Annotated in this window: 20 protein-coding genes (1 of these 20 only partly in view); 13 read left to right on the plus strand and 7 right to left on the minus strand. The window is 73.3% G+C overall.

From position 1 onward, the window contains the following. Window positions 1-33 precede the first annotated feature (33 nt). Window positions 34-576, plus strand: coding sequence for a hypothetical protein (locus WME83_RS15240; RefSeq protein WP_437320009.1), 543 nt, complete (start codon window positions 34-36; stop codon window positions 574-576). Here WME83_RS15240 and WME83_RS15245 read toward each other — a convergent pair. The 3 genes from WME83_RS15245 to smpB form a co-directional block, all read right to left on the minus strand. Beyond that, window positions 554-2008 carry a DUF362 domain-containing protein gene (locus WME83_RS15245; protein WP_437320010.1) on the minus strand — a complete coding sequence of 485 codons (1455 nt, stop codon included), beginning with the start codon at window positions 2006-2008 and terminating at the stop codon, window positions 554-556. The two genes, WME83_RS15240 and WME83_RS15245, sit on opposite strands and share 23 nt — an antisense overlap. A gap of 232 nt (window positions 2009-2240) precedes the next feature. Next, window positions 2241-2543 (minus strand): hypothetical protein, encoded by a 303-nt coding sequence (locus WME83_RS15250; RefSeq protein WP_437320011.1) that lies wholly within the window; start codon window positions 2541-2543, stop codon window positions 2241-2243. Beyond that, complete coding sequence (gene smpB, locus WME83_RS15255; protein WP_437320012.1) at window positions 2540-3094, minus strand: SsrA-binding protein SmpB; 555 nt, start codon at window positions 3092-3094, stop codon at window positions 2540-2542. The genes WME83_RS15250 and smpB overlap by 4 nt, the downstream gene beginning before the upstream one ends. 301 nt (window positions 3095-3395) lie before the next feature. Between smpB and WME83_RS15260 the strand changes: the two genes are divergently transcribed. The 3 genes from WME83_RS15260 to uvrA all read left to right on the plus strand — a co-directional run bounded on the left by WME83_RS15260 (window position 3396) and on the right by uvrA (window position 10809). Beyond that, a complete protein-coding gene (locus WME83_RS15260) occupies window positions 3396-3764 on the plus strand; it encodes a hypothetical protein (protein ID WP_437320013.1) in 369 nt (122 codons plus the stop codon). A 13-nt stretch (window positions 3765-3777) separates the two neighbouring features. Further along, window positions 3778-5145 carry a collagen-like protein gene (locus WME83_RS15265; RefSeq protein WP_437320014.1) on the plus strand — a complete coding sequence of 456 codons (1368 nt, stop codon included), beginning with the start codon at window positions 3778-3780 and terminating at the stop codon, window positions 5143-5145. Between the two features lie 303 nt (window positions 5146-5448). After that, window positions 5449-10809, plus strand: coding sequence for an excinuclease ABC subunit UvrA (gene uvrA, locus WME83_RS15270; protein WP_437320015.1), 5361 nt, complete (start codon window positions 5449-5451; stop codon window positions 10807-10809). Window positions 10810-10855: 46 nt separating this feature from the next. On the opposite strand, the gene WME83_RS15275 is transcribed toward uvrA, so the two are convergent. The 3 genes from WME83_RS15275 to WME83_RS15285 all read right to left on the minus strand — a co-directional run bounded on the left by WME83_RS15275 (window position 10856) and on the right by WME83_RS15285 (window position 14181). Then, window positions 10856-11059, minus strand: coding sequence for a hypothetical protein (locus tag WME83_RS15275; RefSeq protein ID WP_437320016.1), 204 nt, complete (start codon window positions 11057-11059; stop codon window positions 10856-10858). Between the two features lie 98 nt (window positions 11060-11157). Further along, entirely contained in the window at window positions 11158-12087 is a 930-nt protein-coding gene (locus WME83_RS15280; RefSeq protein WP_437320017.1) for a hypothetical protein, read from the minus strand. 33 nt (window positions 12088-12120) lie between these two features. Next, window positions 12121-14181, minus strand: a complete 2061-nt coding sequence (locus WME83_RS15285) for a protein kinase domain-containing protein (protein ID WP_437320018.1) — start codon at window positions 14179-14181, stop codon at window positions 12121-12123. Window positions 14182-14490: 309 nt separating this feature from the next. Between WME83_RS15285 and nadC the strand changes: the two genes are divergently transcribed. The 3 genes from nadC to WME83_RS15300 all read left to right on the plus strand — a co-directional run bounded on the left by nadC (window position 14491) and on the right by WME83_RS15300 (window position 16932). Next, on the plus strand, window positions 14491-15342 hold the full coding sequence (gene nadC, locus WME83_RS15290) for a carboxylating nicotinate-nucleotide diphosphorylase (protein ID WP_437322001.1): 852 nt from the start codon (window positions 14491-14493) through the stop codon (window positions 15340-15342). Continuing rightward, window positions 15339-16160: a biotin--[acetyl-CoA-carboxylase] ligase gene (locus WME83_RS15295; protein WP_437320019.1), complete on the plus strand. Its 822-nt coding sequence runs from the start codon at window positions 15339-15341 to the stop codon at window positions 16158-16160. Before nadC ends, WME83_RS15295 begins: the two co-directional genes overlap by 4 nt. A gap of 118 nt (window positions 16161-16278) precedes the next feature. Next, on the plus strand, window positions 16279-16932 hold the full coding sequence (locus WME83_RS15300; protein WP_437320020.1) for a radical SAM protein: 654 nt from the start codon (window positions 16279-16281) through the stop codon (window positions 16930-16932). 66 nt (window positions 16933-16998) lie between these two features. Here the strand turns inward: WME83_RS15300 and fbp are convergent, their stop codons facing one another. After that, on the minus strand, window positions 16999-18051 hold the full coding sequence (gene fbp, locus WME83_RS15305; RefSeq protein WP_437320021.1) for a class 1 fructose-bisphosphatase: 1053 nt from the start codon (window positions 18049-18051) through the stop codon (window positions 16999-17001). A gap of 307 nt (window positions 18052-18358) precedes the next feature. Between fbp and WME83_RS15310 the strand changes: the two genes are divergently transcribed. From WME83_RS15310 to WME83_RS15335, 6 genes are all read left to right on the plus strand, one after another. Continuing rightward, window positions 18359-19285: a class I fructose-bisphosphate aldolase gene (locus tag WME83_RS15310; protein ID WP_437320022.1), complete on the plus strand. Its 927-nt coding sequence runs from the start codon at window positions 18359-18361 to the stop codon at window positions 19283-19285. Between the two features lie 317 nt (window positions 19286-19602). Then, window positions 19603-21087 carry a leucyl aminopeptidase gene (locus tag WME83_RS15315; RefSeq protein ID WP_437320023.1) on the plus strand — a complete coding sequence of 495 codons (1485 nt, stop codon included), beginning with the start codon at window positions 19603-19605 and terminating at the stop codon, window positions 21085-21087. 3 nt (window positions 21088-21090) lie between these two features. After that, on the plus strand, window positions 21091-21942 hold the full coding sequence (gene ttcA / locus WME83_RS15320; RefSeq protein WP_437320024.1) for a tRNA 2-thiocytidine(32) synthetase TtcA: 852 nt from the start codon (window positions 21091-21093) through the stop codon (window positions 21940-21942). Between the two features lie 10 nt (window positions 21943-21952). Beyond that, window positions 21953-22789, plus strand: coding sequence for a hypothetical protein (locus WME83_RS15325; protein WP_437320025.1), 837 nt, complete (start codon window positions 21953-21955; stop codon window positions 22787-22789). Window positions 22790-22883: 94 nt separating this feature from the next. Further along, on the plus strand, window positions 22884-23066 hold the full coding sequence (locus WME83_RS15330; RefSeq protein ID WP_020735049.1) for a hypothetical protein: 183 nt from the start codon (window positions 22884-22886) through the stop codon (window positions 23064-23066). 116 nt (window positions 23067-23182) lie between these two features. Continuing rightward, window positions 23183-23553, plus strand: the 5' end (the start) of a protein-coding gene (locus WME83_RS15335) for a foldase protein PrsA (RefSeq protein ID WP_437320026.1). 493 nt of this gene lie beyond the right edge of the window; the window shows 371 of its 864 coding nt (coding positions 1-371); its start codon is at window positions 23183-23185; its stop codon lies off the right edge, out of view.

Here is a 23553-nt window from a genome sequence, read left to right on the forward strand (position 1 = left end):
AGAGCCCCTGCAGGTGACAAGGATCCCCGTCCCGTGAACGAGCTGCACCTCGATCCTGCCGCGTCCCGCCTGACGATCCGCACCCGCGCCGCCGGGATGCTCGCGCGGCTCGCGCACGACCTCGAGATCGCCGCGCCAGCGCTGCGCGGCCGGGCGCGGCTCGACGGCGACGCATGGACGGGCGAGCTCGAGATCCGCGTCGCCGACCTCCGCGTCGCGGGGGTCCTGCGCGGCGACCGGCTCGACCCGGAAGCGCTCTCGGCCGGGGATCGACGCGACATCGAGCGCCGCATCCAGGGCGAGGTTCTCGGGGGCACCGAGGTCGTGGAGGTCCGCGCCTCGGGGGCCGCGCGCGATCGCGCCGACGTGCGCGTGCGGGTCGCCTCGGGGAGCGCCGCGCTGGCGGCGCGCCTGTCCTCGCGCGATCTCGGCGAGGGGCGCATCGGGGTGACGGGGGGCTGTCAGCTCTCGCTGGCGGCGCTCGGCGTGCGCGAGGTCAAGGGGCCGCTCGGCGCCTTCAAGGTGCGGGACGAGCTCGAGGTCCTCTTCGACCTCACTCTGCGGCCGGCGGGCTAGGCGGCTCGGCCGGGAGCTCCGGGGCGGCCTCGCCGCGCGAGCACGCCCCGTGGACCTGGTAGGGCTTGCCGGCGAGGCGCTTCGCGAGCGAGGCCCCGCGCCAGGCGACGTAGGCCTTGTTGAACTCGAGCACCTGATCGGCGGCGAAGTAGGGGTTCTTCGTCTTGCCGAGCGTGACGAGCGTGAGCACCTGCTCCGCCACGCTGACGGGGCAGCCCTCGAGCCGGATGACGCTCTCGTTTCGGGCCTTGGCGAGCTTGGTCGTCACCTTCACCATCTTCGCGAGCACGTCGTCGTGCTTCGCGGTGTAGGGGTCGCGCGCGCTCCGCTCGCGGTACAGGCTGTCGATGCTGATCAGCTGATCGCCGATCTTGCCCTTGTAGGTCGCGCAGTCGCCGATGAAGACCACCTTCTCGCCCGGCTTGGCGTCGATGGGGCCCTCGTAGGCGCCGAACACCACGTGCATCCGCGGCATCTTCGCGTCGCACTCCTTGTCGTACTCGCGCAGGATCTCGATCGCCTCCTCGATGGCGCCTGGACAGCCGCCCCAGCAGTAGTCGGTGTGCTCGGGCTCGGGCGGCGTGCCCGCGTAGGCGGTGATGTTGGTGCCCTCGAAGTACTTCTCGACGCGGACGAGGCCCACCTTGAACCCCTTGGCCTTCTGCTTCGCCTCCTCGAGCGTCACGTCGCCGGTGATCTCGATCTCGCCGAGGTCCATCGGCCCGAAGCCGCGCTCCGAGGCCAGGCGGATGTGGTCGACGCTCCTCGGATCGACGCCGATGATGTGGCAGCAGACCGAATCGAAGGCGACCTGGTTGTTCCCCATGATGATGAGGCCGAGGTCGAACGGCGTCGGCGTGAGCATCCGCCCCTCGCCGGCGGTGATGGCGTCGATCGCGATGAACTGCGGCTGCACGATGTACTGGAGGTCGGCGACCTTCTCGTTCAGCCGGTGGTCGTGATCGATGAGCCGGTGCCGGTCGTCCTGGATCCCGATGTAGTTCTTCATCGAGAACGTCACGGTGGTCCAGGGGTGCGACTTGAACTTGGGGCAGTTCACGAAGAAGTCGGCCTTCGCGACGGGCTCCGGCGTGAACAGGTAGTCGCGCAGCCGGCCCTCGTGCGTGAGCCGGATCTCGACCTGCTGCTCTTCCTCGAAGTGGTAGTGCTTGACCCCGGTCCGCCGGAACATCGGGTAATAGCCGGCGCCCTCGTAGGTCATGCGGGTCGGGAGCGTGATGCCGCACCGCTCGCCGACGGCGAGCTCGGTCACGCGCCCGTCGTCGCGATCCCTGAGCGCGCCGATCACCCCCTCGATGAACTCGGGCCGCGTATAGGCGTGCGGGAAGTGCGCGCCGGACGCGACGACGTTCGGCTTGATGAGCGTCCGGCCGCGGGGGCGCAGCGAGAGCTCCTCGAGACCGCTGCGCACGATGCTGCGGATCTTCTCCACATCATACGTCGAGCAGCGCCGCAAAATCACACGAGGGCGCGACGCAATTTTCATAGATCACCAGCGTAAGTGTCGCCGTGAGTCACCGCAACACCTGCTGCCGGACGGGCCGCGGCGGGGTCCCGATCGGCCCGGACGCTCGCCGTGGTGCAGCGCGGCCAGCTCCGCCGCCGCGCGGCGCGGGTCAGCCCGGACGCTCGTGCGGCGCGGATCAGCCCGGACGCTCGCTGCCGACGAGCCGCGCGAGCTCGGCGCGGACCTCACGCGTCGCGTCGATGAGCCGGCCTTCGAGCTCGTAGATGCGTTCGGCCGGCGCCTGCTCGGTGGGCTCGTGGGGGGCGCGCAGGCGGCACCGGGCCACCTTCAGCCGGATCGCCGTCCCCGTCGACCGGAGCGCGCCCTCGACGCGCGCTCCGGGGGCCGACGATGCGGTCGAGCGGAGCCGCACGCGGTCGCCGTCGATCTCGACGAGCTCCGCCTCGCCGCCTCTCGACCAGGTGAGGTGCCAGCTCATTCCGGCCTCCGGGGGTTGGGGCGAGCCTCGCCGCGCGCCGCGCGGGGCGCGGGGCTGCGCCCGCGGTCGCCGCCGCGGGCCCGCTCGATCGCCGCGCGGGCCTCGCGCGCGGCGTCCTTCTCCTTCAGGCTCTCGCGTTTGTCGACGGTCTTCTTCCCCTTCGCGAGGGCGATCTCGGCCTTCACGCGGCCGTTCTTGAAGTAGAGGCGGGTCGCGATCACGGTCATGCCTTCGCGCTCGACGCCCTTGCGGATCGCCTCGATCTCGGCCTCGTGGAGCAGCAGCTTGCGCGGGCGCTTCGCCTCGTGCCCGAAGGCGGCCCCGGGCATCACGGGGATGTTGACGCCCTTCAGGAACACCTCGCCGTGCTCGATGGCACACCAGCTGTCCGTCAGCTCGGCGGCGCCCTCGCGGAGCATCTTCACCTCGCTGCCGAGCAGCACCAACCCCGCCTCGAACCGATCGTCGAGGGTGTAGTCGAACGTCGCGCGCTTGTTGCGCACGATGAGCTTCTCCCCCTCGCGTTCCTTCTCTTTGCCAGCGCGGCTCACGCGGCCGCATAGCGCGCGCGCCGCCGTCTGTCCACCGCCTCGCCGCGCACGGCGCCGTGGCCGGCGCGCCGGGGCGGCGGCTCGTGCCGGCTCGCCGGGGCGGCGCGGCCCTGTATGGCGTCGTGCGGTGCCGTGCGGCGCCCTGCGGCGCCACGCCGTCGCTTCTGTGCCGCGCGGCCGCGGCGCGGTCGCTTGACGCCGAGCGCCGCCGCTCGTCCAATGGATGCATCGAGCGCGACGTGCTGTCGGGCCGGAGGACGGAGTGAATCGCGGACGGGGCTTTTCCGCCTGGCTCGGAGCGATGGTGACGATCTCGGCGGTGGCCCCCGCGTGCAGCTGCAGCTGCGCCGCCGATTCGATGGTCGACGCGCCGTACGCCACGAGCGGCGCCGGGGTCGGGGGCGACGGCGGTCAGGGCGCGAGCTCCGGCAGCGGCGGCGAGGGCGGCGTCGGCGGTGGCGGGCACGGCGGCGCGGGGCAGGGCGGGAGCGCGCCCGCGGACACGGGCGTGGAGGCGACCGAGACGGTGACCGCCGGCGAGGTCGCGAAGAGCTCCCGCTACCGGATGGTGTTCACGCTCGGCCAGCCGACGCAGAACCAGGGCACGTCGGCCTCGGCCAAGGTGCGGATGCAGGGTGGGCTCCTCGGAGCCAACGGGAGCTTGCCATGACGAGGATGTGGCGATGAGGACATCGACGATCGCGCGGCGCATGACGGCCTCCGCCCTGGCGGCCGGCGCTCTCGCGGGCGCTGGGACCGCGGCCGCGGCGGTGCCGGCGACCATCACCCATCAGGGCCGGCTCTTCGACGATCGCGACGCGCCCATCAACCAGACGCTCGACGTCGTCTTCGCCCTCTACGACGCTCGCGACGCGTCGATCCCCATCTGGAGCGAGGTCCACGCGATCACGTTCGAGGACGGCTTCTTCTCGGTGCGCCTCGGCTCGATCACGCCGTTCCAGGGCGCGATCTTCGACGGCGCCGAGCGGTACCTCGGCATCACGGTCGGCGACGACGTCGAGCTGAAGCCGCGCGCGACGGTCGCGAGCGTGCCGTATGCGCTCCTCGCCGGGAACGTGAACGGCGACATCACGCCGACCTCGGTCACGGTGAACACCGCGAACGGCAGCACGGTGGTGATCGACGGGAGCGGGGTCGTCGTGAACGGCGGCCAGGTGATCAACGAGGACGGGGAGTGGGTCGGCTCGCCGGCGGGGCTCGAAGGGCCGGAAGGGCCGCAAGGGCCGCCGGGTCCCACCGGGCCGACCGGCGCGACGGGCCCGGAAGGGCCGACGGGGCCGGCGGGGCCGACGGGCGCAACGGGGCCAGCTGGCCCTACGGGGCCGGAAGGCCCGGTCGGCCCCAGAGGCCCGGAAGGCCCGGTCGGGCCTGCGGGGGCGGTCGGCCCGATCGGGCCGGAGGGCCCGGTCGGCCCCATGGGACCCCAGGGCCCGATCGGCCCGGTGGGCCCCCAAGGTCCGATAGGTCCGATCGGCCCGGAGGGGCCGACAGGGCCGACGGGCCCCGAAGGACCGATGGGCCCGGTTGGTCCCGAGGGCCCCGTCGGGCCTCAGGGGCCCCGCGGTTTCACGGGCCCCACTGGGCCGACCGGACCCCAGGGGGTCGTGCTCTCGGTGATGGTCAGCGGCATGGGCCCGCACATCGCGCTCCCGGTGGGAACGGCCGTCGACTTCTTCGGCCCGACGGCCTCGGTGGAGGTCTCGTCGGCGAGCCAGTCGATCTACGCGACCGCGCATCGGTACCTGGGCTCGGGCACCCAGCCAGCGAACAGCCTCAGCCTGTTCATGTGCTACCAGCGGGTTCGTTCCGAGCCGTCCGGCCCGGTGCTCGAGGCGCCGCAGGTGGTCGGCCTCGGGATGACGGGAGGCCGGGTCCCCGCAAGCACGCGCGTGCCCTTCGGGGTCAACGCCGTCATCACCGGCCTCAGCGCGGGCACGTACAACATCGGGATGTGCGGCCAAACCTTGAGCCCGAACTGGAACAGCAACGACTACGGCTACCTCTCGCTCCTCCTCGTCAACGGCGGATAGCCGCGGGGTCCGCCGCGGCTAGCTGCTGAGTCCAGCGCGGTCAGCCGCTGAGTCCGTTGGTCGCGACGGACGCGCCGGGCAGGCGGGGCAGCTCGGAGCACGCGAGCTCCCTCCGCGCGCGCCTCGATACGAACGCGAGAATCCCGCGCTGAACAGCGCAATGCCCCCCGGCCCGTGCTCTGCGCGCCGTCACGTACGATCGTCCGCGACGATGGGCGGAAAGGGGGCTAAACACTCGCGGTTTCACGCGGGCCTGTCCACCCCGGACGCCATCCCCGCGGGGCCCACCCATCCGCGCCTCCTATGCAATCCATCTGTCTCCGCGGCGCCCGCACGCACAACCTCCAGGGCATCGACCTCGACTTCCGGCCCGGCGAGCTCGTGGCCATCGCCGGCGTGTCCGGCGCCGGGAAGTCCTCGCTCGCGCTCGACACGCTCTACTCCGAAGGTCAGCGCCGGTTCGTCGAGAGCTTCAGCCCGTACGCTCGCCAGTTCCTCGAGCGGCTCGAGCGGCCGCCGATCGACGCGCTCGAGCCCGTGGCGGCCGGCGTCGCCGTCGACCGCCGCGCGCCGGTCAAGAGCTCGCGGTCGACCGTCGCCACGATGGCCGACCTCGAGCCGTACTTCTGCGCGCTCTTCGCGCGGGAGGCGGTGCCCGTCTGCCCGTCCTGCGAGGCGCAGGCCGCGCGGACCGACCCGGTGCGAGCGGCCGAGCTCGCCGCGAGCCAGCACGAGGGCGCGACCGCGCTCGTCACGTACCCGATCGCCGTCGCGGGGACCGAGCGGTTCCTCGACGTGCGCGAGTCGCTGCTCGCCGCCGGCTACCGGCGCCTCCTCGTCCGCGGCGAGGCGCGCGACCTCGACAGCGTGGCGCCCTCCGAGGCCATGAGCGGCACCGACAAGGTCGAGGTCATCGTCGATCGCGTCCGCGTCGCCCCGCGGGAGCGGCGGCGCCTCGGCGCCGCGATCGAGGAGGCGTGGAAGGGCGGTGGAGGCGACGCGTCGCTCCACCTGCAGCGCAAGGCCGAGGAGCCGGGCGCCAACGGGGCGGGGTCGACGCGGCTCCGGCTCGTGCGCGGGCTCGCCTGCCCCTCGTGCGCGCGCGCCTTCGATCCGCCGCGCCCGGGGCTCTTCTCGTACCAGTCGCCGACCGGCGCGTGCCCCTCGTGCCGCGGCTTCGGCCGCACCCTCGGCATCGACTACGACAAGGTGATCCCGGACCCGTCGAAGTCGATCGCGGGCGGCGCGATCCGCCCCTGGAACGGCCGATCCACCACGTGGGAGCGGAAGGTGCTCCGCGCGTTCTGCGAGCGGAACGGGATCCGCACCGATCGGCCGTGGCGCGACCTCTCCGAGGCGCAGCGCGCGCTCGTGCTCGAGGGCGAGGGCACGTGGAGCCAGGGCAAGTACCCCGGCGTGAAGGCCTGGTTCCGCTGGCTCGAGACGCGCACCTACAAGATGCACGTCCGCGTGCTGCTCGCGCGCTACCGCACCTACGACGTGTGCGGCGCGTGCCACGGCAAGCGGCTCTCGCCCGAGTCGCTCCTCTACCGCGTCGGCGGCCTGGATCTCGCCGCGTGGCACGAGCTCGAGCTCCGCGAGGCGCGCGCGCGGCTCGAGGCCGAGCGCCCCCAGACGGGCCAGGGGGAGATGGCGCGCCGCGAGCTCATCGCGCGGCTCGGCTACCTCGAGCGCGTCGGGCTCGGCTACCTCTCGCTCTCCCGCCAGGCGCGCACGCTCTCGGGCGGCGAGGCGCAGCGCGTCGCGCTCACCGCGGCGCTCGGCACGTCGCTGACGGGCGCGCTCTTCGTGCTCGACGAGCCGACCGTCGGGCTGCATCCGACGGACATCCCGCCGCTCATCGCGGCCATGCGCGAGCTCGCCGACCGCGGCAACGCCGTGCTCGTCATCGAGCACGAGCCCCTCGTCATCCGGGCGAGCGATCGCGTCGTCGAGCTCGGCCCCGGCGCGGGCAAGCAGGGCGGGCGCGTCACCTTCGACGGGCCCCCCGAGGGGCTCGCCGCGCAGAGGCCGCTGCCCGCGGCGCCCGCGGAGCGAAGGTCGCCGAGCGGCAAGATCACGATCCATGGCGCGCGCGAGAACAACCTGCGCGACGTCTCCGTCGACGTCCCGCTCGGCGTCGTGGTGGCGATCACGGGGCCGAGCGGCTCGGGCAAGAGCACGCTGGTGAACGATGTGCTCTACCGGCACATCGCGAGGGCCCGCGGCTACAAGGACGTCGATGCGCCGGGCCTGTACCGGCGCATCGAGGGCACGGCCGACATCCGCACCGTCACGCTCGTCGATCAGGCGCCGCTCGGGCGCACCTCGCGGGGCAACCCCGCGACCTACACCGGCGCGTGGAACCGCATCCGCGCGCTCTTCGCCGAGCGGCCCGAGGCGGCGGCGCGGGATCTCGGGCCCGGCCACTTCTCGTTCAACGTCGCGCTCGGGCGCTGCGAGGCGTGCGCCGGCGAGGGGAGCGAGACGATCGAGATGCAGTTCTTGGCCGACGTGTCGCTGACCTGCCCGACCTGCAAGGGCAAGCGCTTCCGCGACGAGGTGCTCGAGGTGAAGCTCGACGGCCGTTCGGTCGCCGACGTGCTCGATCTCTCGATCGACGAGGCGTTCGCGGCCTTCGAGCGGGAGCCCGCGGTCCGGCGGGCGCTCGCGCCGCTCAAGCAGCTCGGCCTCGGCTACCTCACGCTCGGCCAGCCGCTCTCGACGCTCTCCGGCGGCGAGGCGCAGCGGCTCAAGATCGCGCGCGCGCTCGGCGAGCCCTGCGCGGGCGCGCTCTTCCTCCTCGATGAGCCGAGCGCCGGCCTGCACCCCGAGGAGGTGAAGCACCTCAACGCTTCGCTCGCGGTGCTCGTGGCCGAGGGCGCCTCCGTGATCGTGGTCGACCACGACCTCGACGTCATCGCGGCGGCCGACTGGGTCATCGATCTCGGGCCGGGCGCGGGCAGCGAGGGCGGGCGCGTGGTCGCGGAGGGGACGCCCGAGGCGATGGCGAGGACGGCGACGCGGACCGGCGGCGCGCTGGCCGAGTGGTTCGCGCTGCGGGGCGACGGCGCGGCGCCGAGGCCGCGCCGCGGCGCCAAGGCCGCGGCGCCCGCCGCCGCCCCGAAATCCGGCAAGCGCGGCGGCAACGGCAACGGCGCGGCGCGCCCGTCGCTCGACCTGCGGCGCATCGAGGTGGAGGGCGCCCGCGAGCACAACCTCGCCGAGGTCTCGACGGTGATCCCGCACGGCGAGCTCGTCGTCGTGACCGGCCCGAGCGGCTCCGGCAAGAGCACGCTCGCGTTCGACGTGGTCTTCGCCGAGGGCCAGCGGCGCTTCCTCGAGACCTTGACCCCCTACGCGCGCCAGTTCCTCCCCACGCTGCCGCGGCCGGACGTCGATCGCGTCACCGGCGTACCCCCGTCGATCGCGCTCGAGCAGCGCACCACGCGCTCCGGCGCCAACTCCACCGTCGCGACCGTGACCGAGATCGCGCACTACCTGCGGCTGCTCTACGCCAAGGTCGGCGAGGCGCGCTGCCCGGACTGCGACGTGCCGATCGAGGCGCGCTCGCCGGACGAGGTCTATCGTTCGCTGCTCGCGACGCGCGGCGCGCGGACGCTGCTCGCCCCCGCGGTCGTGGCGCGCAAGGGGACGTACCTCGACGTCTTCACCGCGGCCGCCCGCGCCGGCATCACCCGCGCGCTCGCCGACGGCGAGCCGTGCGCGACCGACAGCCCTCCCCGCCTCGACAAGCGCCGCGAGCACTCGATCGACCTCGTGATCTACGAGGGGCGCATGGACGCCCTCGATCGGGCGCTCTTCGATCGCGCCCTCGCGTTCGGTCGTGGCGCGGTGAAGCTCGCCGGCGGCCGCGGCGGCGAGCAGCTGCTCTCCACCACGCGCACCTGCCCGCGCTGCGGCGTCGGCGTCCCGGAGCTCGATCCCCGCTGGTTCTCGTTCAACACGAAGCAGGGCCGCTGCGAGGCGTGCGAGGGGACCGGCGCCTCGGACTTCGACGACGACGCGCTCGCGACGCCCGATCCGTGCGAGGCGTGCGGCGGTTCGCGCCTCGCGCCGATCCCCCGGGCCGTCCGGCTCGCCGGCGAGCGCTACCACCAGGCGTCGGGCCGGTCGGTGGCGGCGGCCGCCGCCTGGGCGAGGGGCCTGCGCTTCACGGGCGATCGCGCGCTGATCGCCGAGGCGCCGCACAAGGAGCTCTGCCGCCGGCTCGACTTCGTCTGCGAGGTGGGCCTCGGCTACCTCACGCTCGATCGGCGCGCGTCGACCCTCTCGGGCGGCGAGATGCAGCGCCTGCGGCTCGCGGCGCAGCTCGGCAGCGGTCTCACCGGGGCGCTGTACGTGCTCGACGAGCCGACCATCGGGCTCCACCCGCGCGACACCGATCGGCTGCTCTCCAACCTGCGTCGGCTCGCCGGCATGGGGAGCACCGTGCTCATGGTGGAGCACGACGCCGACACGATCCGCGCCGCGGACCACCTGATCGATCTCGGCCCCTCGGGCGGCCGCAAGGGCGGCAGGATCGTCGCGGCGGGCCCGTCGCGCGAGGTGCTCGCGAACCCCGACTCGCCGACCGCGCGCGCGCTCGCCGGCGAGGACGCCCTGCTCAGCGCGCGCCCGGCGCGCCCGTCGGCGGGTGAGCACATCGAGCTCCTCGGCGCTCGCGCGCACAACCTCCAGGGCGACGCGCTCCGGATCCCCGCGGGCCGGATGACGGTGGTCGCCGGCGTGTCCGGCTCCGGGAAGAGCACGCTGATCCAGAAGGTGCTCTACCCCGCCGCGCGCCGCGCGTTGAAGCTCGAGGCGCCCGAGCCGGGCCCGCACAAGGCGCTGCGGCTGCCGAAGAGCATCCTGCGGGCGGTGGCCGTCGACCAGTCGCCCATCGGCCGGACGCCGCGCTCGATCCCGGCGACGTTCCTGGGCGTCTGGGACGAGGTCCGCAAGCTCTACGCCGCTTGTCCCGACGCGCAGGTGCGCGGCTACGGCCCTGCGCGGTTCTCCTTCAACACGGCCTCGGGCGGGCGGTGCCCTGCGTGCGAGGGGCAGGGCGTCATCGCGCACGAGATGTCGTTCTTGCCCGACGTGACCACGCCGTGCGAGGCGTGCGGCGGCGCGCGCTTCGAGCCGGCGACGCTCGACGTGCGCTACCTCGGCCTGTCTGTCGGCGATGTCCTCGATCTCACCGCCGAGGAGGCGGTCGAGGTCTTCGCGGCGCACCCGCGGATCCGCGCTCCGCTCTCGACCATGTGCGATCTCGGCGTGGGCTACCTCCACATCGGCCAGGGCTCGCACACGCTCTCGGGCGGCGAGGCCCAGCGGCTCAAGCTCGCGGCGGAGCTGACGGCCGGCGCGCGGCCCAAGCCGACGCTCTACGTCCTCGACGAGCCCACGACCGGCCTGCACCTGGCGGACGTGACGCGCCTCGTCCGCGTGCTCGATCGCCTGGTCGAGCGCGGCGACACGCTGGTGATCATCGAGCACCACCCGGCGGTCATCGCTTGCGCGGATCACGTGGTCGAGCTGGGCCCGGAGGGCGGCGCCGGCGGGGGGCGCATCGTGGCCGAGGGCACCCCGCGCGAGCTTTCGCGTCAGCCGACGGCGACGGGCGAGGTGCTGAAGAGGATCTTCGCGAAGGCGACGTGAGCGAGCGCGCCGGCTCGGCCCGGCGCGCCGCCTCGCGGGTCGCGGCTCAGCCGCCGGAGCGCTTCGCGTACTGGTACGCGGTGTAGGCGGAGATCAGGTGGCAGACCCAGCCGAGCCACCCACCCGTGCCGATCCACAGGCCGGGGGTGACGATCAGCCAGAAGAGGCAGCGCAGAAACGCGCCATTGTAGAGCTGCCCAACGCCCGGAATGAGGAAAGACAGAACGGCGGCGATCCCGGATTTGCTCATGAGGTCGGAAGCTGATCACCCTGACCGCCTTGTCAAGCGGACTCGAGCGAAAGCTTCGGAGTGCGCCCGCGGCGGCGCGGCGGGCTGCGGCGATCCGCTCAATTCCTGCCGGGCAGGATGATCTTCTTCCGGCCCGTCGACGATGCGGACGGGGTGGTCGTCGGGGTCGTCGCGCTGGGGGTCGTCGGCGTCGTCGGCTGAGCGGTCGTCGACGGGATCGTCGGCGTGGTGGTCGGGCTCGCCGGCTTGGGCTGTGCTTTCGGCGGCGGTTTCGGGGCCGCTGCGGGGACGGGGACCGGCTCCGGCGGGGGCGGCTCGGGCGTCGTGGTCGCGGCCGGCGGCGGAGGCGCCGGATCGCTGGCGACGGACGCCGGCGCCGGCGGCGTGTCGACCGACGGCTGCGCCGTCGCGTCGTCGGACGAGCTTCCGCTGCGCATCATGAAGATGGCGGTCGTGAGGCCTCCGATGACCACGAAGGCGCCGATCCCGACCAGCGCGAGCGTCGGGCCGGAGCTCTTCGGGCGAGGCCGGGCGGGGATCGGCGCCGCGTAGGGCCCGCCGCTGCCCGGAAGCGCCGGAGCGCCGCCGCCGTGAAACCCCGGCGCGCCGGCGGCCCCGCTCGGAGCTCCGAACGGCGAGCCGCCGTACGGGCTCGCGGCAGGCGGGGGCGGCTGCCCATAGGCGCCCCCTGGTCCTGGAGGGCCGCCGTACGTCGCGGTTGCGCCGGGGCCGTACGGGCCGGGCGCCCCTGCCGGCGGCGCGCCGTACGCGCCTGCCGGGGATCCGTAAGGGGCCGGCGCGCCGGGCGGGGGCGCGCTGTTGCCTCCGCCCTCGACGAGGGTCCGCGGCACGCCTCCGCCTGCGGCCCCCGGATCGTGCGGCGCGGCGCCGGGCGGCGCGGGGAAGGCGCCCTGAGGCGAGTTGAGCCCTGCGAGCGGAGGCTCGCCGGGCACGGTCTTGCCAGGGCCGTACATGCCGCTCGGGGGCGCAGGCCATCCGGGCGGCGGACCGCTATTCTGATTGCTCATCGGGATCGCATCCTACCGCCTGCGCCGGGCGAGTCAGTTGTTCGGTACGATGATCACGCGCCGTGGCGGCTTGCTGGACGGCGTGGTGGGCGGCGTCGTCGGTGCCGGGGTCGTCGTGTTCGGGGTGGGCTGGGGGTTGGCTGGCGGCTGCGCGCCGGTCGGCGCGGGGAACGGGAACGGGAACGTCGACGGGATGACGATCGGCGGCAGGTTGGGGAGGATCGACGTCCCGCTGGGGCGCGTCGTCGGCGCCGGCTGCGACCCCGTCGCGCTCGGCGTCGCCGGCGGCTTCGAGGTCGAGGTCGACGTCGGCCGGGGCTGGGGCTTGGCGACCACCGGCGGCGGCTCGACCGGGGGCGGCGTCACGGCGGGGGCCGCCGTCGTCGCGGGGGTGCTCGGCTCCGAGGGCACCGTCGCGGTCGGCTGGAACGTCGGCATGGCCGGCGCCACGTCGGCCTGCTCCCTCCGACCGAGCTCGCTGGCGATGTACACGCCGCCCACGACGGCCCCGGTGATCCCCGTCGCGAGCAGCAGGATGGTGAACAGCGAGGTCCCGCGCCGCGCGGGCTGCTTCGCCCCGTGCGCCGAGGCGGCGTGCGAGGTCCTCGGCAGCGGATCCATCGGCGCCGTCCCAGGGATGTACCCCTGCGCGCCGCCCCCGAAGGCGCCACCGTAGCCGGGCGCCGGAGCTCCGTTGAACGCGCCGGCCGAGCTCCGGTCCATGAAGGGCGCGTTGCCGACCGCGGTCCCGCCCGGGCGAGGCGACACATCGAACGGCCCGGGCTCGTAGCTCGTCGCCGGCACCCCGGGCACCCCTTGCGGGGGCATGTAGGGCGCGGCGCTCACGGTCGCCGGCTGCCCGACCGGGGGATAGCCGCCCTGAGCGAAGTACGGGCCCGAGGAGGGCTCCGGCCTGGGCGTGAACCCTGGCGCCCCCGGCGTCGACGCCGAGGGACCCCGGGCGTCCGAGGCGAAGCCGCCCAGGGGTGTCGCGGGCCCGAGCGCGCCCGGGGGGCCGCTCGCCGCGTGCTGTGCGCCGCCGTTCTCGGGCGGGATCGTCTTGGGGACGGAGCTCGTGCGACCGTCGCCCATCGCGTTGGCTGCGGGCGCAGCCGCGGAGGCCGCGAGCATCGCGGGCGCGGCGATAGCTGCGGGCAGGGCGGGCCCCGACGACCGCGCCACGCTGACCTCGGACGGCGAGGGGGTGAGCGCCGAGGGAGCGCGGGCGGCGCGGGCGAACGGCTCGAGGGCGCTGCGGAACTCGGCGGTGGTCGCGAACCGATCGGCCGGCGAGGCCGCCATCGCGCGGTGGACGGCCGCGCAGAGGCCCGGCGCGAGCTCCGGCGCCAGGTCCGAGAGCCGCGAGATCTGGCCCGACAGGTAGGCGCCCGCGATCTGCTGGGGCTCGTCGCCGCCGACCGGCCGGCGGCCGGCCAGCATCTCGAAGATGATGACGCCGAGCGAGAAGATGTCCGCGCGCGCGTCGACGGAGTCCGCCGAGTAGGCCTGCTCGGGCGCCATGTACTCGGGGGTGCCCATGATCACGCCCGGTCGCGTGAGCCCGCGATCGAGCTCCCCCGTGACCTTCAGCTTGGCGATGCCGAAGTCGAGCAGCTTGATGAGCGGCTCTCCCTTGGCCGTCCTCGTGATGATGACGTTGTCCGGCTTGAGGTCCCGGTGGACCACGCCCGCGCGATGGGCGGCCTCGACGCCCTCGAGCATCTGCATCGCGTACTCGAGGGCGTCGGCGTAGGCGAGCCGGATGCCGGCCCGGTAGAGCTCCTCGTACAGGGTCTGGAGCGTCTTCCCCTCCAGGTACTCCATCACGATGAACGCCAGGCCGCCGGCGGTCTGGTCGACGTCGACGACGCGGACCACGTGCGCGCTCTGGATCTGCGCGGAGACGCGCGCCTCTTGCAGGAAGCGCTGCACCAGGCCGGAGCGGCGGGACAGCTCGGGGTGGAGAAACTTGAGGGCGACCGTCGTCCCCAGCACCTCGTGGCGGGCTTCGTAGACGCTCCCCATGCCGCCGTCCCCGATGAGGCGCACGAGTCGGTACTTGTTGTGGATGACCTGGCCTGCCTGCGGACGCATCGATCTCCGTTGAGGGCGCTGGAGTTGCTCGGAGAGTCTCACAGGCTGGTAGACGAACGTCAGCCCCATTTGTGCGACACCGCGTCGCGAAGGTCGCGAACCGCACCGCTTTTCGGCGCCATGGGCCCCATCCGCGCCACCGGGCTCCCGTCCCGGGCAGCCGCGCCGCCGAGCTCGCACGCCCTGGCACGACTCTTGATAACGCGTTGCGTCGCCCACCTCGGGTAGGTGCGACGGCGCTGCTGCGCGCGTGCGGGAACGAGTATACCTGGGGGCGCCGCCGGGGTTGCGGCGCTCGAGGAGATGCCTGTGCTGGCTGCGCCGTTGCTCGATGCCCTGATCGATCGCGCTCTGGAAGAAGATCTCGCGGGAGGCGATCTCACCACCGAGGCCTGTGTCGAGGCCTCCGCGCGCGCGACCGCGAAGGCGGTGGCGCGCAAGCCGCTCGTCGTTTGCGGTGGGGACGTGTTTCTCCGCGTCTTTCAGCGCCTGGATCCGCAGGTCGAGGGCGAGGTGCTGATCGCGGACGGTGCCGCGGTCGACACGGGCGCCGTGCTCTGGACGGTGCGCGGCCTCGCGCGCACGCTCCTCAGCGCGGAGCGCACCGCGCTCAACTTCGCGCAGCGGATGAGCGGCGTCGCCTCCGAGGCGCGCCGCTACGCCGCGGCGATCCCGAAGGGGTCCGGCGTGCGCATCACCGACACCCGCAAGACGACGCCCGGCCTGCGTGCGCTGGAGCGCTACGCGGTGCGCGTCGGTGGCGCGCACAACCACCGCGACAGCCTCGGGAGCGCCGTGCTCATCAAGGACAACCACATCGTCGCGGCGGGCGGCATCGCCACCGCCATCGCCCGCGCCCGGGCGCGCGCCCCGCACACGACGAAGATCGAGGTCGAGGTCGCCTCGCTCCGCGAGCTCGACGAGGCGCTCTCTGCCGGCGCGGACATCATCATGCTCGACAACTTCACGCTGGCCGACGTCAAGACGGCGTCCGCGCGCGTCCGGTCGGCGCAGCACGGCCGGCCTCTCCTCGAGGTCTCCGGCGGGATCACGCTCGAGCGCATCCCTGAGCTCGCCGCGGCGGGCATCGACATCATCAGCGTCGGGGCGCTGACGCACTCGGCGCGCTCGGCCGACATCGCGCTGGATCTCTCGCTGTGAGGCCGCTCGACGCCGGGGCCATCGAGCGCGAGCTCGCGCGCCTCGGCGCGTCGATCGGGAGGCCGCTCGCCGTCGCGTCGGAGACGGCGTCGACGAACGACGATGCCCGGAGCGCTGCGGCCGCCGGGGCGCCGCATGGAGCGGCGTTCCTCGCCGACGCGCAGACCCAGGGGCGCGGGCGCGGCGGGCGCGCATGGCACTCTCCGCCCGGGGAGAACCTGTACCTGTCGGTCGTGCTGCGCCCCGGCTTGCCGGCGAGCAGCGTGGCCCCCATCGCCCTCGTCATGGGCCTCGCCGTGGCGTCGGTCGTCGATCGACGGGTCGCACGGCTCGCGCCCCATTCGCGCCGCGGCGACGGCGCCGCCGCCGAGGTGCGGCTCAAGTGGCCGAACGACGTGCTCGCCGGGGGCCGCAAGCTGGCGGGGATCCTGGTCGAGGCCCAGCTGCGCGGCGAATCGGTGAGCAGCGTGATCGTCGGCGTCGGGCTGAACGTCCACGCGTCGAGCTTCCCGCCGGAGCTCTCGGGCCGGGCCACGTCGCTCGCGATGCTCAGGCTCGACGACGTCCCGCGCGAGCTCCTCGCGGCGGAGCTGCTCCAGGCGATCGGCGACGCCGCCGCGAGGTTCGAGGCGGGGAGGCTCGCGCCCTTCGCGGAGGATCTCGCCCGGATGGACTGGCTGCGCGGCCGCCGCGTCGAGGTCGCCGGCGTGGCCGGTGTCGCGGCGGGGATCGACCCGGAGGGGCACCTGCTGATCCGCGGAGGGGACGGCGTCCTCCGCGCGGTGGCGGCGGGCGAGGTCAGCGTCGTCACCGGCTGAGCGCCTCGCGCCGCTTGCGTTGCGCGGTCGGCGCGGCCAAAGCTTGCGGCCCCATCGCGGGTCGCCGGCGGCGCGGAGCCGCCGAGGCCGGCCCGGGCTCCTCGGAGGCGTCGCTTCCTTGAAAGAAGACACCCTCGTCGTCCACGAAATCTACGCCAGCGTGCAGGGCGAATCCACGTTCGCCGGGCTGCCGTGCACCTTCGTCCGGCTCACCGGGTGCAACCTGCGCTGCGCCTGGTGCGACACCTCGCAGGCCTTCTACGGCGGCAAGCGCCTCCGCCGCAGCGACGTCCTCGAGCGCGCGCTCGCCCTCGGCACGCCGCTCGTCGAGCTCACGGGCGGGGAGCCCCTCCTCCAGCCCGGGGCGCTTCCGCTCCTCAAGGAGCTCTGCGACGCGGGCCGCACGGTCCTCATCGAGACCAGCGGCGAGGCCGACGTGTCGCGGGTCGACCCGCGCGTGCACAAGATCATGGATCTGAAGGCGCCCGGCTCCGGGGAATCCCACCGTAACCGCTGGTCGAACCTGGACCATCTCACGCCGCGCGACGAGATCAAGTTCGTGCTCGCCGATCGGGCGGACTACGAATGGATGCGGGACACCATCCGCGAGCGCCGCCTCGACGCGCGCGGCGTGACGCTGCTCGCCTCGTGCGTCTGGGGCAAGCTCGCGCCGAGAGATCTCGTCCAGTGGGTGCTCGACGACGGCCTGCGCGTCCGCGTGCAGGTGCAGCTCCACAAGGTGATCTGGGGCGCCGACGCGCAGGGGGTCTGACCCGCGGGGCCGCCCCCTCGACGCTCGGCTCGTGACGGGAAGGGGCAGCGGCGTCCTCTCCCGGCGTCAGCGCTCGCCGCGCTGGAACTGCTCGAAGTCGTCGACGTCGCGGGGCGAGCCGAGGACGAGCGGCACGCGCTCGTGGAGCGACTTCGGCACCAGATCGAGGATGCGATCGGAGCCCGTGCTCGCCTTGCCGCCGGCGGCCTCGAAGATGAAGGCGAACGGGTTCGCCTCGTAGAGCAGCCGCAGCTTGCCCTGGCCGCTTCGATCGGCGGGGTAGGCGAAGATGCCGCCCTTGAGCAGCGTCCGGTGCGCATCCGCCACCAGCGATCCCACGTACCGGGCGCCGTAGGGCCTCCCCTCGTGCTTGTTCTCCTCCTTGATCCACGTGTTCCAGCGGCGCACGTCCTCGGGCCACCGCGCGCTGTGGCCCTCGTTGATCGAGTAGGTCGAGCCGCGCTCCGGGATCCGGATGTTCTCGTGGGAAAGGAAAAACTCGCCGACGGTCGGATCGTAGGTGAACCCGTGCACGCCGCCGAGGCCGGTGGTGATGACGAGCAGGGTCGACGACCCGTAGAGCACGTAGCCGGCCGCGACCAGATCGCGGCCGGGGCGCAGGAAATCCGAGGGGTCGGCGCCCATCTTGGCGTCGCTCTTGCGGAGCACGCCGAAGATCGTGCCGATCGAGATGTTCACGTCGATGTTCGACGATCCGTCGAGCGGGTCCACGACGACGATGTACTTGGCGCGCGGATCCGTGGAGAGGAGCCTCATTTCGCCGAGCTCCTCGCTCACCACGGCGGCGCAGTGCCCGCGCCGTCCGAGCACGCTGAGCAGCGTCTCGTTGGCGACCTCGTCGAGCTTCTGCACGATCTCGCCCTGCACGTTCGTCTGGCCGGTGTACCCGAGGACGTTGGCGAGGCCGGCGCGCCGGACCTTCGACGTCACGAGCTTCGCCGCCAGGCCGAACTGGTTCAGCAGGGAGGTGAACGCCCCCGTCGCCGCGGGGAACCCGAGCATTCCCTCGAGGATGTACGTCTCGAGCGTGATCCCGATGCGCGACTGCGCCTCGGGCGGCTTCCAGCTCAGATTCCGTTGGTCCGATGAGAGCGACATGATCCCTCCGCGTGGTGGCAAGGACGTCGCCGCCCCGCCACGGCTCGCGCTCGCGGCCTCTGCTGCTGATGGCTCCCGCAGAGCCGACCGGCGCGGCGACGAGAATTGCGTATCCGACGGCTCCGTACAACATCCTCCAAGCGCCGATCCACCGGGGTGTTCGGCTCGATACGTTCGTCTCGGGTCCTCGGACGATGCCAGGGCCTCCTCGCTCGCTGGCGTCGACCCGGGCCACGGAGCAGGACGGCTCGGGCTCACGCCCAGGTGGGCTGCGCGTTCTCGCGGCAACCCCTCCACGGAGTGATTCATGGCGCTCACCTCCCGCGTAGAGCAGATCCTCTCTTGGTACGCCTCGGAGAACCCCGGCACGCTGACGAACCTCGTCCGGCTGCTCAACCACGGCGCGCTCGCGGGCACCGGCAAGATGGTGATCCTGCCCGTGGACCAAGGCTTCGAGCACGGCCCCGTGCGATCGTTCGCTCCGAACCCCGAGGCCTACGATCCCGACTACCACTTTCAGCTCGCGATCGACGCTGGGTGCAACGCGTACGCGGCGCCGCTCGGGTCGCTGCAGGCGGGCGCGGCCAGGTTCGTGGGGCAGGTGCCGCTGATCTTGAAGCTCAACAACAGCGACACCCTGGCGAGAGTGGAGCAACCCCTGTCCGCGGTGACCGGATCGGTGGACGACGCGCTCCGCCTCGGCTGCGTCGGCGTCGGCTACACCATCTACCCCGGGTCCGGCGCGAGAAACCGGATGTACGAGGACCTCTGCGAGATCGCCCTCGAGGCCAGGCGCAAGGGCCTGGTCGTCATCGTCTGGAGCTACCCGCGCGGCGCCGGGCTGTCGAAGCAGGGCGAGACGGCCGTCGACGTCTGCGCCTACGCGGCGACCATCGCGGCTCAGCTCGGCGCGCACATCATCAAGGTCAAGCCGCCGACGGCTCACGTCGAGCAGGAGGAGGCGAGAAAGATGTACGAAAAATACGGCATCCCCATCCAGACGCTCGCCGAGCGGGTCCGCCACGTCGTGCAGGCGACCTTCAACGGCAAGCGCGTGGTGATCTTCTCGGGCGGCGAGTCCAAGGCGACGGACGCCGTGCTGGAGGAGGTGCGCGAGATGGCCGCTGGCGGCTCCTTCGGCTCGATCATGGGGCGCAACGCGTTCCAGCGCCCGCGCGCCGAGGCTGTGAAGCTCCTCGCCGACGTCATCCACATCTATAGATCGGGGCGCTGACGCCCCTCGATCCGGCGCTCGGCGCGGGACGCCCGGGCCGCCGTCCCAGGAAGCGTTGCCGCGCGAGGCGCCCCGGCGGAGGCGCCGCGGGGCCCGCCACAGAGGCGCCGCGGCGCCTGTCGGTGCCGGCCGCCGAGCGCGACGCCCGAGCGGCGCCGCGCCTCCGCCGCGCCCGGAAGCGCGCTTCCCGCGCCCGGGAGGCGCGCTCCCCGCGCCTCGGGCCGACCGCCTGCGGCATCGTCCACGTCGACGGGGTTAGCCCTTCGTGATTAGATGCCGCGCTGGATACACCCCCCCGTCCGGGCTCAGGAGACCGCATGCCGATCAAAGTGAACCTCGCCTCGTCAGACCCGCTGAGCCTCGCCGTCGACGTCCTCGTCATCGGCGTGCCTGAAGGCGCATCGACGGGTGAGGGCGTGCTCGCGAGGCTCGTGGAGGCGCTTGGCGAGTCCGTGGCCCACCAGGTCAAGCGTGACGACTTCACGGGGAAGAAGGATCAGAGCGTCGATTTCACGACGCGCGGCGCGCTGAAGCCTGGCCGCGTGCTGCTGCTCGGGCTCGGGTCCGGCAAGCCCACCGACGTCGATGTCCGGCTGCTCGCGGCGAAGGGGGCGCGCTTCGCGAACGGCGTGCGCGCCGAGAGCGTCGCGGTCGTGGTGCCGCCCGGCGTCGAGCGCGCGGAGCGGTCTGCCGCCGAGGGCCTCGTGCTCGGGTCCTACCGGTTCACCCGCTACTTCACGGGTGATCGCGTGCCCAAGTTCGCGCTCGCGCGCGGCACCGTGGTCGTCGAGGGCAAGCCGGGCAAGGCGGCGCGCGACGCCGTCGCGCTCGGCCAGCAGGTCGGCGAGGCGATCTGCGTCGCGCGCGACCTCGTCAACGAGCCGCCGAACGAGGTTTATCCGGAGGCGCTCGCGCGCGTCGCCGCCGAGGTCGGCAAGCAGCACGGCCTCAAGGTGACGGTGTTCGACAAGGCCGCGCTGATCAAGCGGGGCATGAAGCTCATCATGGCGGTGGGGCAGGGGAGCGCGCGGGAGCCCCGGCTGGTCCACATGATCTACGCGCCTCCCGGCAAGCCGAAGGGGAAGCTGGTCTTCGTGGGCAAGGGGCTGACGTTCGACAGCGGCGGCCTCTGCATCAAGCCCGCTCCGGGCATGGAAGAGATGAAGGGCGACATGGGCGGCGCCGCGAACGTGATCGCGCTGATGGCCGCCGTCGCAGCGGCCAAGCCGAGCGTCGAGGTCCACGGCATCATCGGCGCGGCCGAGAACATGCCCGACGGCGCGGCCTACCGGCCGGGCGACATCTTCGGCTCCCTCGACGGCAAGACGGTGGAGATCATCAACACCGACGCCGAGGGGCGCCTCGTCCTCGCCGACTGCCTCGCCTATGCGCGCGCGCTCAAGCCCGACCTCATCGTCGACAACGCGACCCTCACGGGCGCCTGCGTCGTGGCCCTCGGGCCCACGGTGTCGGGCTTCTTCTCGAACCGCGAGGATCTCGCGGATCGCCTGCGGGGCGCCGCGAAGGCGGCGGGCGAGTCGATGTGGCAGCTCCCGCTGGTCGACGAGCTCCGCGACGGCCTGAAGAGCGACTGGGCCGACATCAAGCACACGGCCGACCGCTGGGGCGGGGCGATCACCGCGGCCCTGTTCCTGCGCGAGTTCGTGGGGGACGTCCCCTGGGCCCACGTGGACATCGCCGGCCCGTCCATGGCGAGCAAGCCCTACGGCATCTTCTCCAAGGGCGGGACGGGTCACGGCGTGCTTACCTTCCTCCGCCTCATCGAAGGCTTCACCGGCTGAACCGTGCAACTCCGCCGTAAGCTCGCGCGCGCCATGGGCCGCGCCATCACCGACTTCGACATGATCGCCGACGGCGATCGGATCCTCTGCGCCGTCTCGGGGGGCAAGGACAGCTATGCGCTGCACGCGCTCCTCGTCGACCTCGCGCGCCGCGCGCCGGTCCGGTTCAGCGTGATCGCGGTCAACATCGACCAGGGACACCCTGGCTATCCCGGGCACCTCCTGTCCGACTACATGGCCGCGGGCGGCCACGAGTTCCGGATGATCTCCGAGGACACCTACTCGATCGTCACCGAGAAGATCCCCGAGAACAAAACGTACTGCTCGCTGTGCTCCCGCCTGCGGCGAGGCATCCTCTACCGCGTCGCGCGCGAGCTCGGGTGCTCGAAGATCGCGCTCGGCCATCACCGCGACGACGCCGTGACGACGCTGCTCTTGAACCTGATCTTCGCCGGCCAGCTGAAATCCATGCCGCCGAAGCTCATCTCCGACGACGGCGACAACGTCGTGATCCGCCCGCTCATCTACTGTGCCGAGGCCGAGCTCGCCGCGTTCGCCGCGGAGGAGCGCTTCCCCATCATCCCCTGCGATCTGTGCGGGTCGCAGGAGAACCTCCAGCGCAAGGCCGTGAGCCGGCTGCTCGCGGAGCTCGACGAGCGCCACCCCGGGGCCCGGCAGAACATGCTCGCCGCCCTCGGCAACGTGCGCCCGAGCCACCTCTTCGACACGGGCCTCTGGAAGCGGCTCGGGCTCGAAGTCGCCCGGGAGGAGGGGAGCGCGAGCAGCGAGGCGAGCGCCGGCGCGCCGGCGCCGGAGGTGCTGCCCGTGGGCCACCTGCTCAGAAACCTGGCCTAGCGGCTCGCGCATGAGCACGGAGGCTCCCGGCGCGATCTCGATCGGCGCTCCGCGCGAGGCGGAGGCGAGCGCGTCCGCGCCCGGCGAGCGCGGCGGAACGCCGGCGCGCATGGGCGATGGACCGTCCGCCGCGGATGGCCCCGGGACGGCGCAGCCCGGAGCGGCGCGCCTGGGCCTCGGAGAGGGGCGCGCCCCGCAGGCGCTGCTGGCCGCCGTCGTCGCCTGGATGATCACGGTCGCTCCTGCCGGGTTCGGCCGCGGCGCGCCCGTGTCCGCCAGCATCGCCGCCACGCTCGCCTTCCTCTGCGGCATCGCCGCGCCGCTGCTCGCCGCATCCCACCGCCGGGCGGCGCGGCACCTCGGCATCTCTGCCTTCCTGGCGCTCGTCACGCTGACGTGGCTGCTCGCCTCACCGTCCCTTCAGCCGTCCCGCCTCGACCCGGTCCGGGCGGCCATCGGCGGGATCGCCTGGGGTCTCTTCGCGCTTTCCTGGCGCGACCGCTGGGAGGTGCGGCGCCAGCCGGAGCCGGACCCGGACGTCCCCCTCCTGCAGCCTCGGGCCCACCTGCCCCCGCTCGCCGCCGTGATCGTCGCGTTCGGCGCGCTGGTGAGCCTCGCCATCCTCGTGCTCGCATGGCGGGTCCGGGACCCGGATCGCGCCCTCCTGGCCCAGGCCGTCGCCGTGGCCTGCGCCGTCGCGCTGATCACCGCGGCCTCCGGCGTCGCGGTCGCCCGCGGCCGTCGACACACGGCCGGCGCGCGGCGGCTCACCCACCGCGCCGTCCGGCAGCTGCTGGTCTTGATCGTCTTCGCCGTCCTGGGGGCGGTCGTGATGATGCTGCGCTGAGCAGCGGCCCGGCCGCCGCTCGCCGAACGCCGCTGCCCTGCGCCGTCCCCGCATCCCCGCCGGTTCCACGTCAAATCGCGTTACACTCACGCGCGTGTCCCGCGCAGTCGATGTCTTCGCGATTCTGCTCCTCGTCGCCGCCGCGTTCTCCTTCGCCTTCGGGGTCCACGCGCTCGGCGATCGCCAGGATTTCAAGGCCATCTACCTCCTGGTGATCGGCGGGCTCTCGCTCAAGGCGTCCACGGAGATCCTTCGCCCCCGCGGGGGCAGCGCGTGAGCCCTGGGCGCCGAGGGATCGCGGCCGTCGCGTGCCTGTGCGCGTGCGCGGCCTGGGCTGCTGCGGCGACGTCCGCGCGGGGGGCGCCGCCCCTTCCGGCCGACGTGGCGGCCCGCGTGGGCGCGCTCGACATCTCCGTCGAGTCGGTGGCTCGCATCGCGGCAGCGCAGCACATCTCGCCGGCGCAGGCCCGGGACGCGGCGATCCGCGACGCGCTCCTCGCCGCCGCCGCGCGAGACCGCGGCCTCGATCGCGACGCCGACGTGCAGCGCGACATCAGCGCGGTGCTCGCCCGTCGCCTGCTCCGCCGACTGAAAGACGAGGCGGAGAACGCCGGCCCCGTGACGGACGACGAGCTGCGCGCGGCGACCGAACGGCACTGGCTCGACCTCGATCGACCCGAGGGATACCGCACCGTGCACGCCGTCGTGAGGCTCTCGGCGGACGCCGGCGAGGCCACCCGTGACAAGGCGCGGGCGCTCGCTGA

It is taken from the genome of Sorangium sp. So ce385 (assembly GCF_051474135.1).
Lineage (GTDB): Bacteria > Myxococcota_A > Polyangia > Polyangiales > Polyangiaceae > Sorangium > Sorangium cellulosum_D.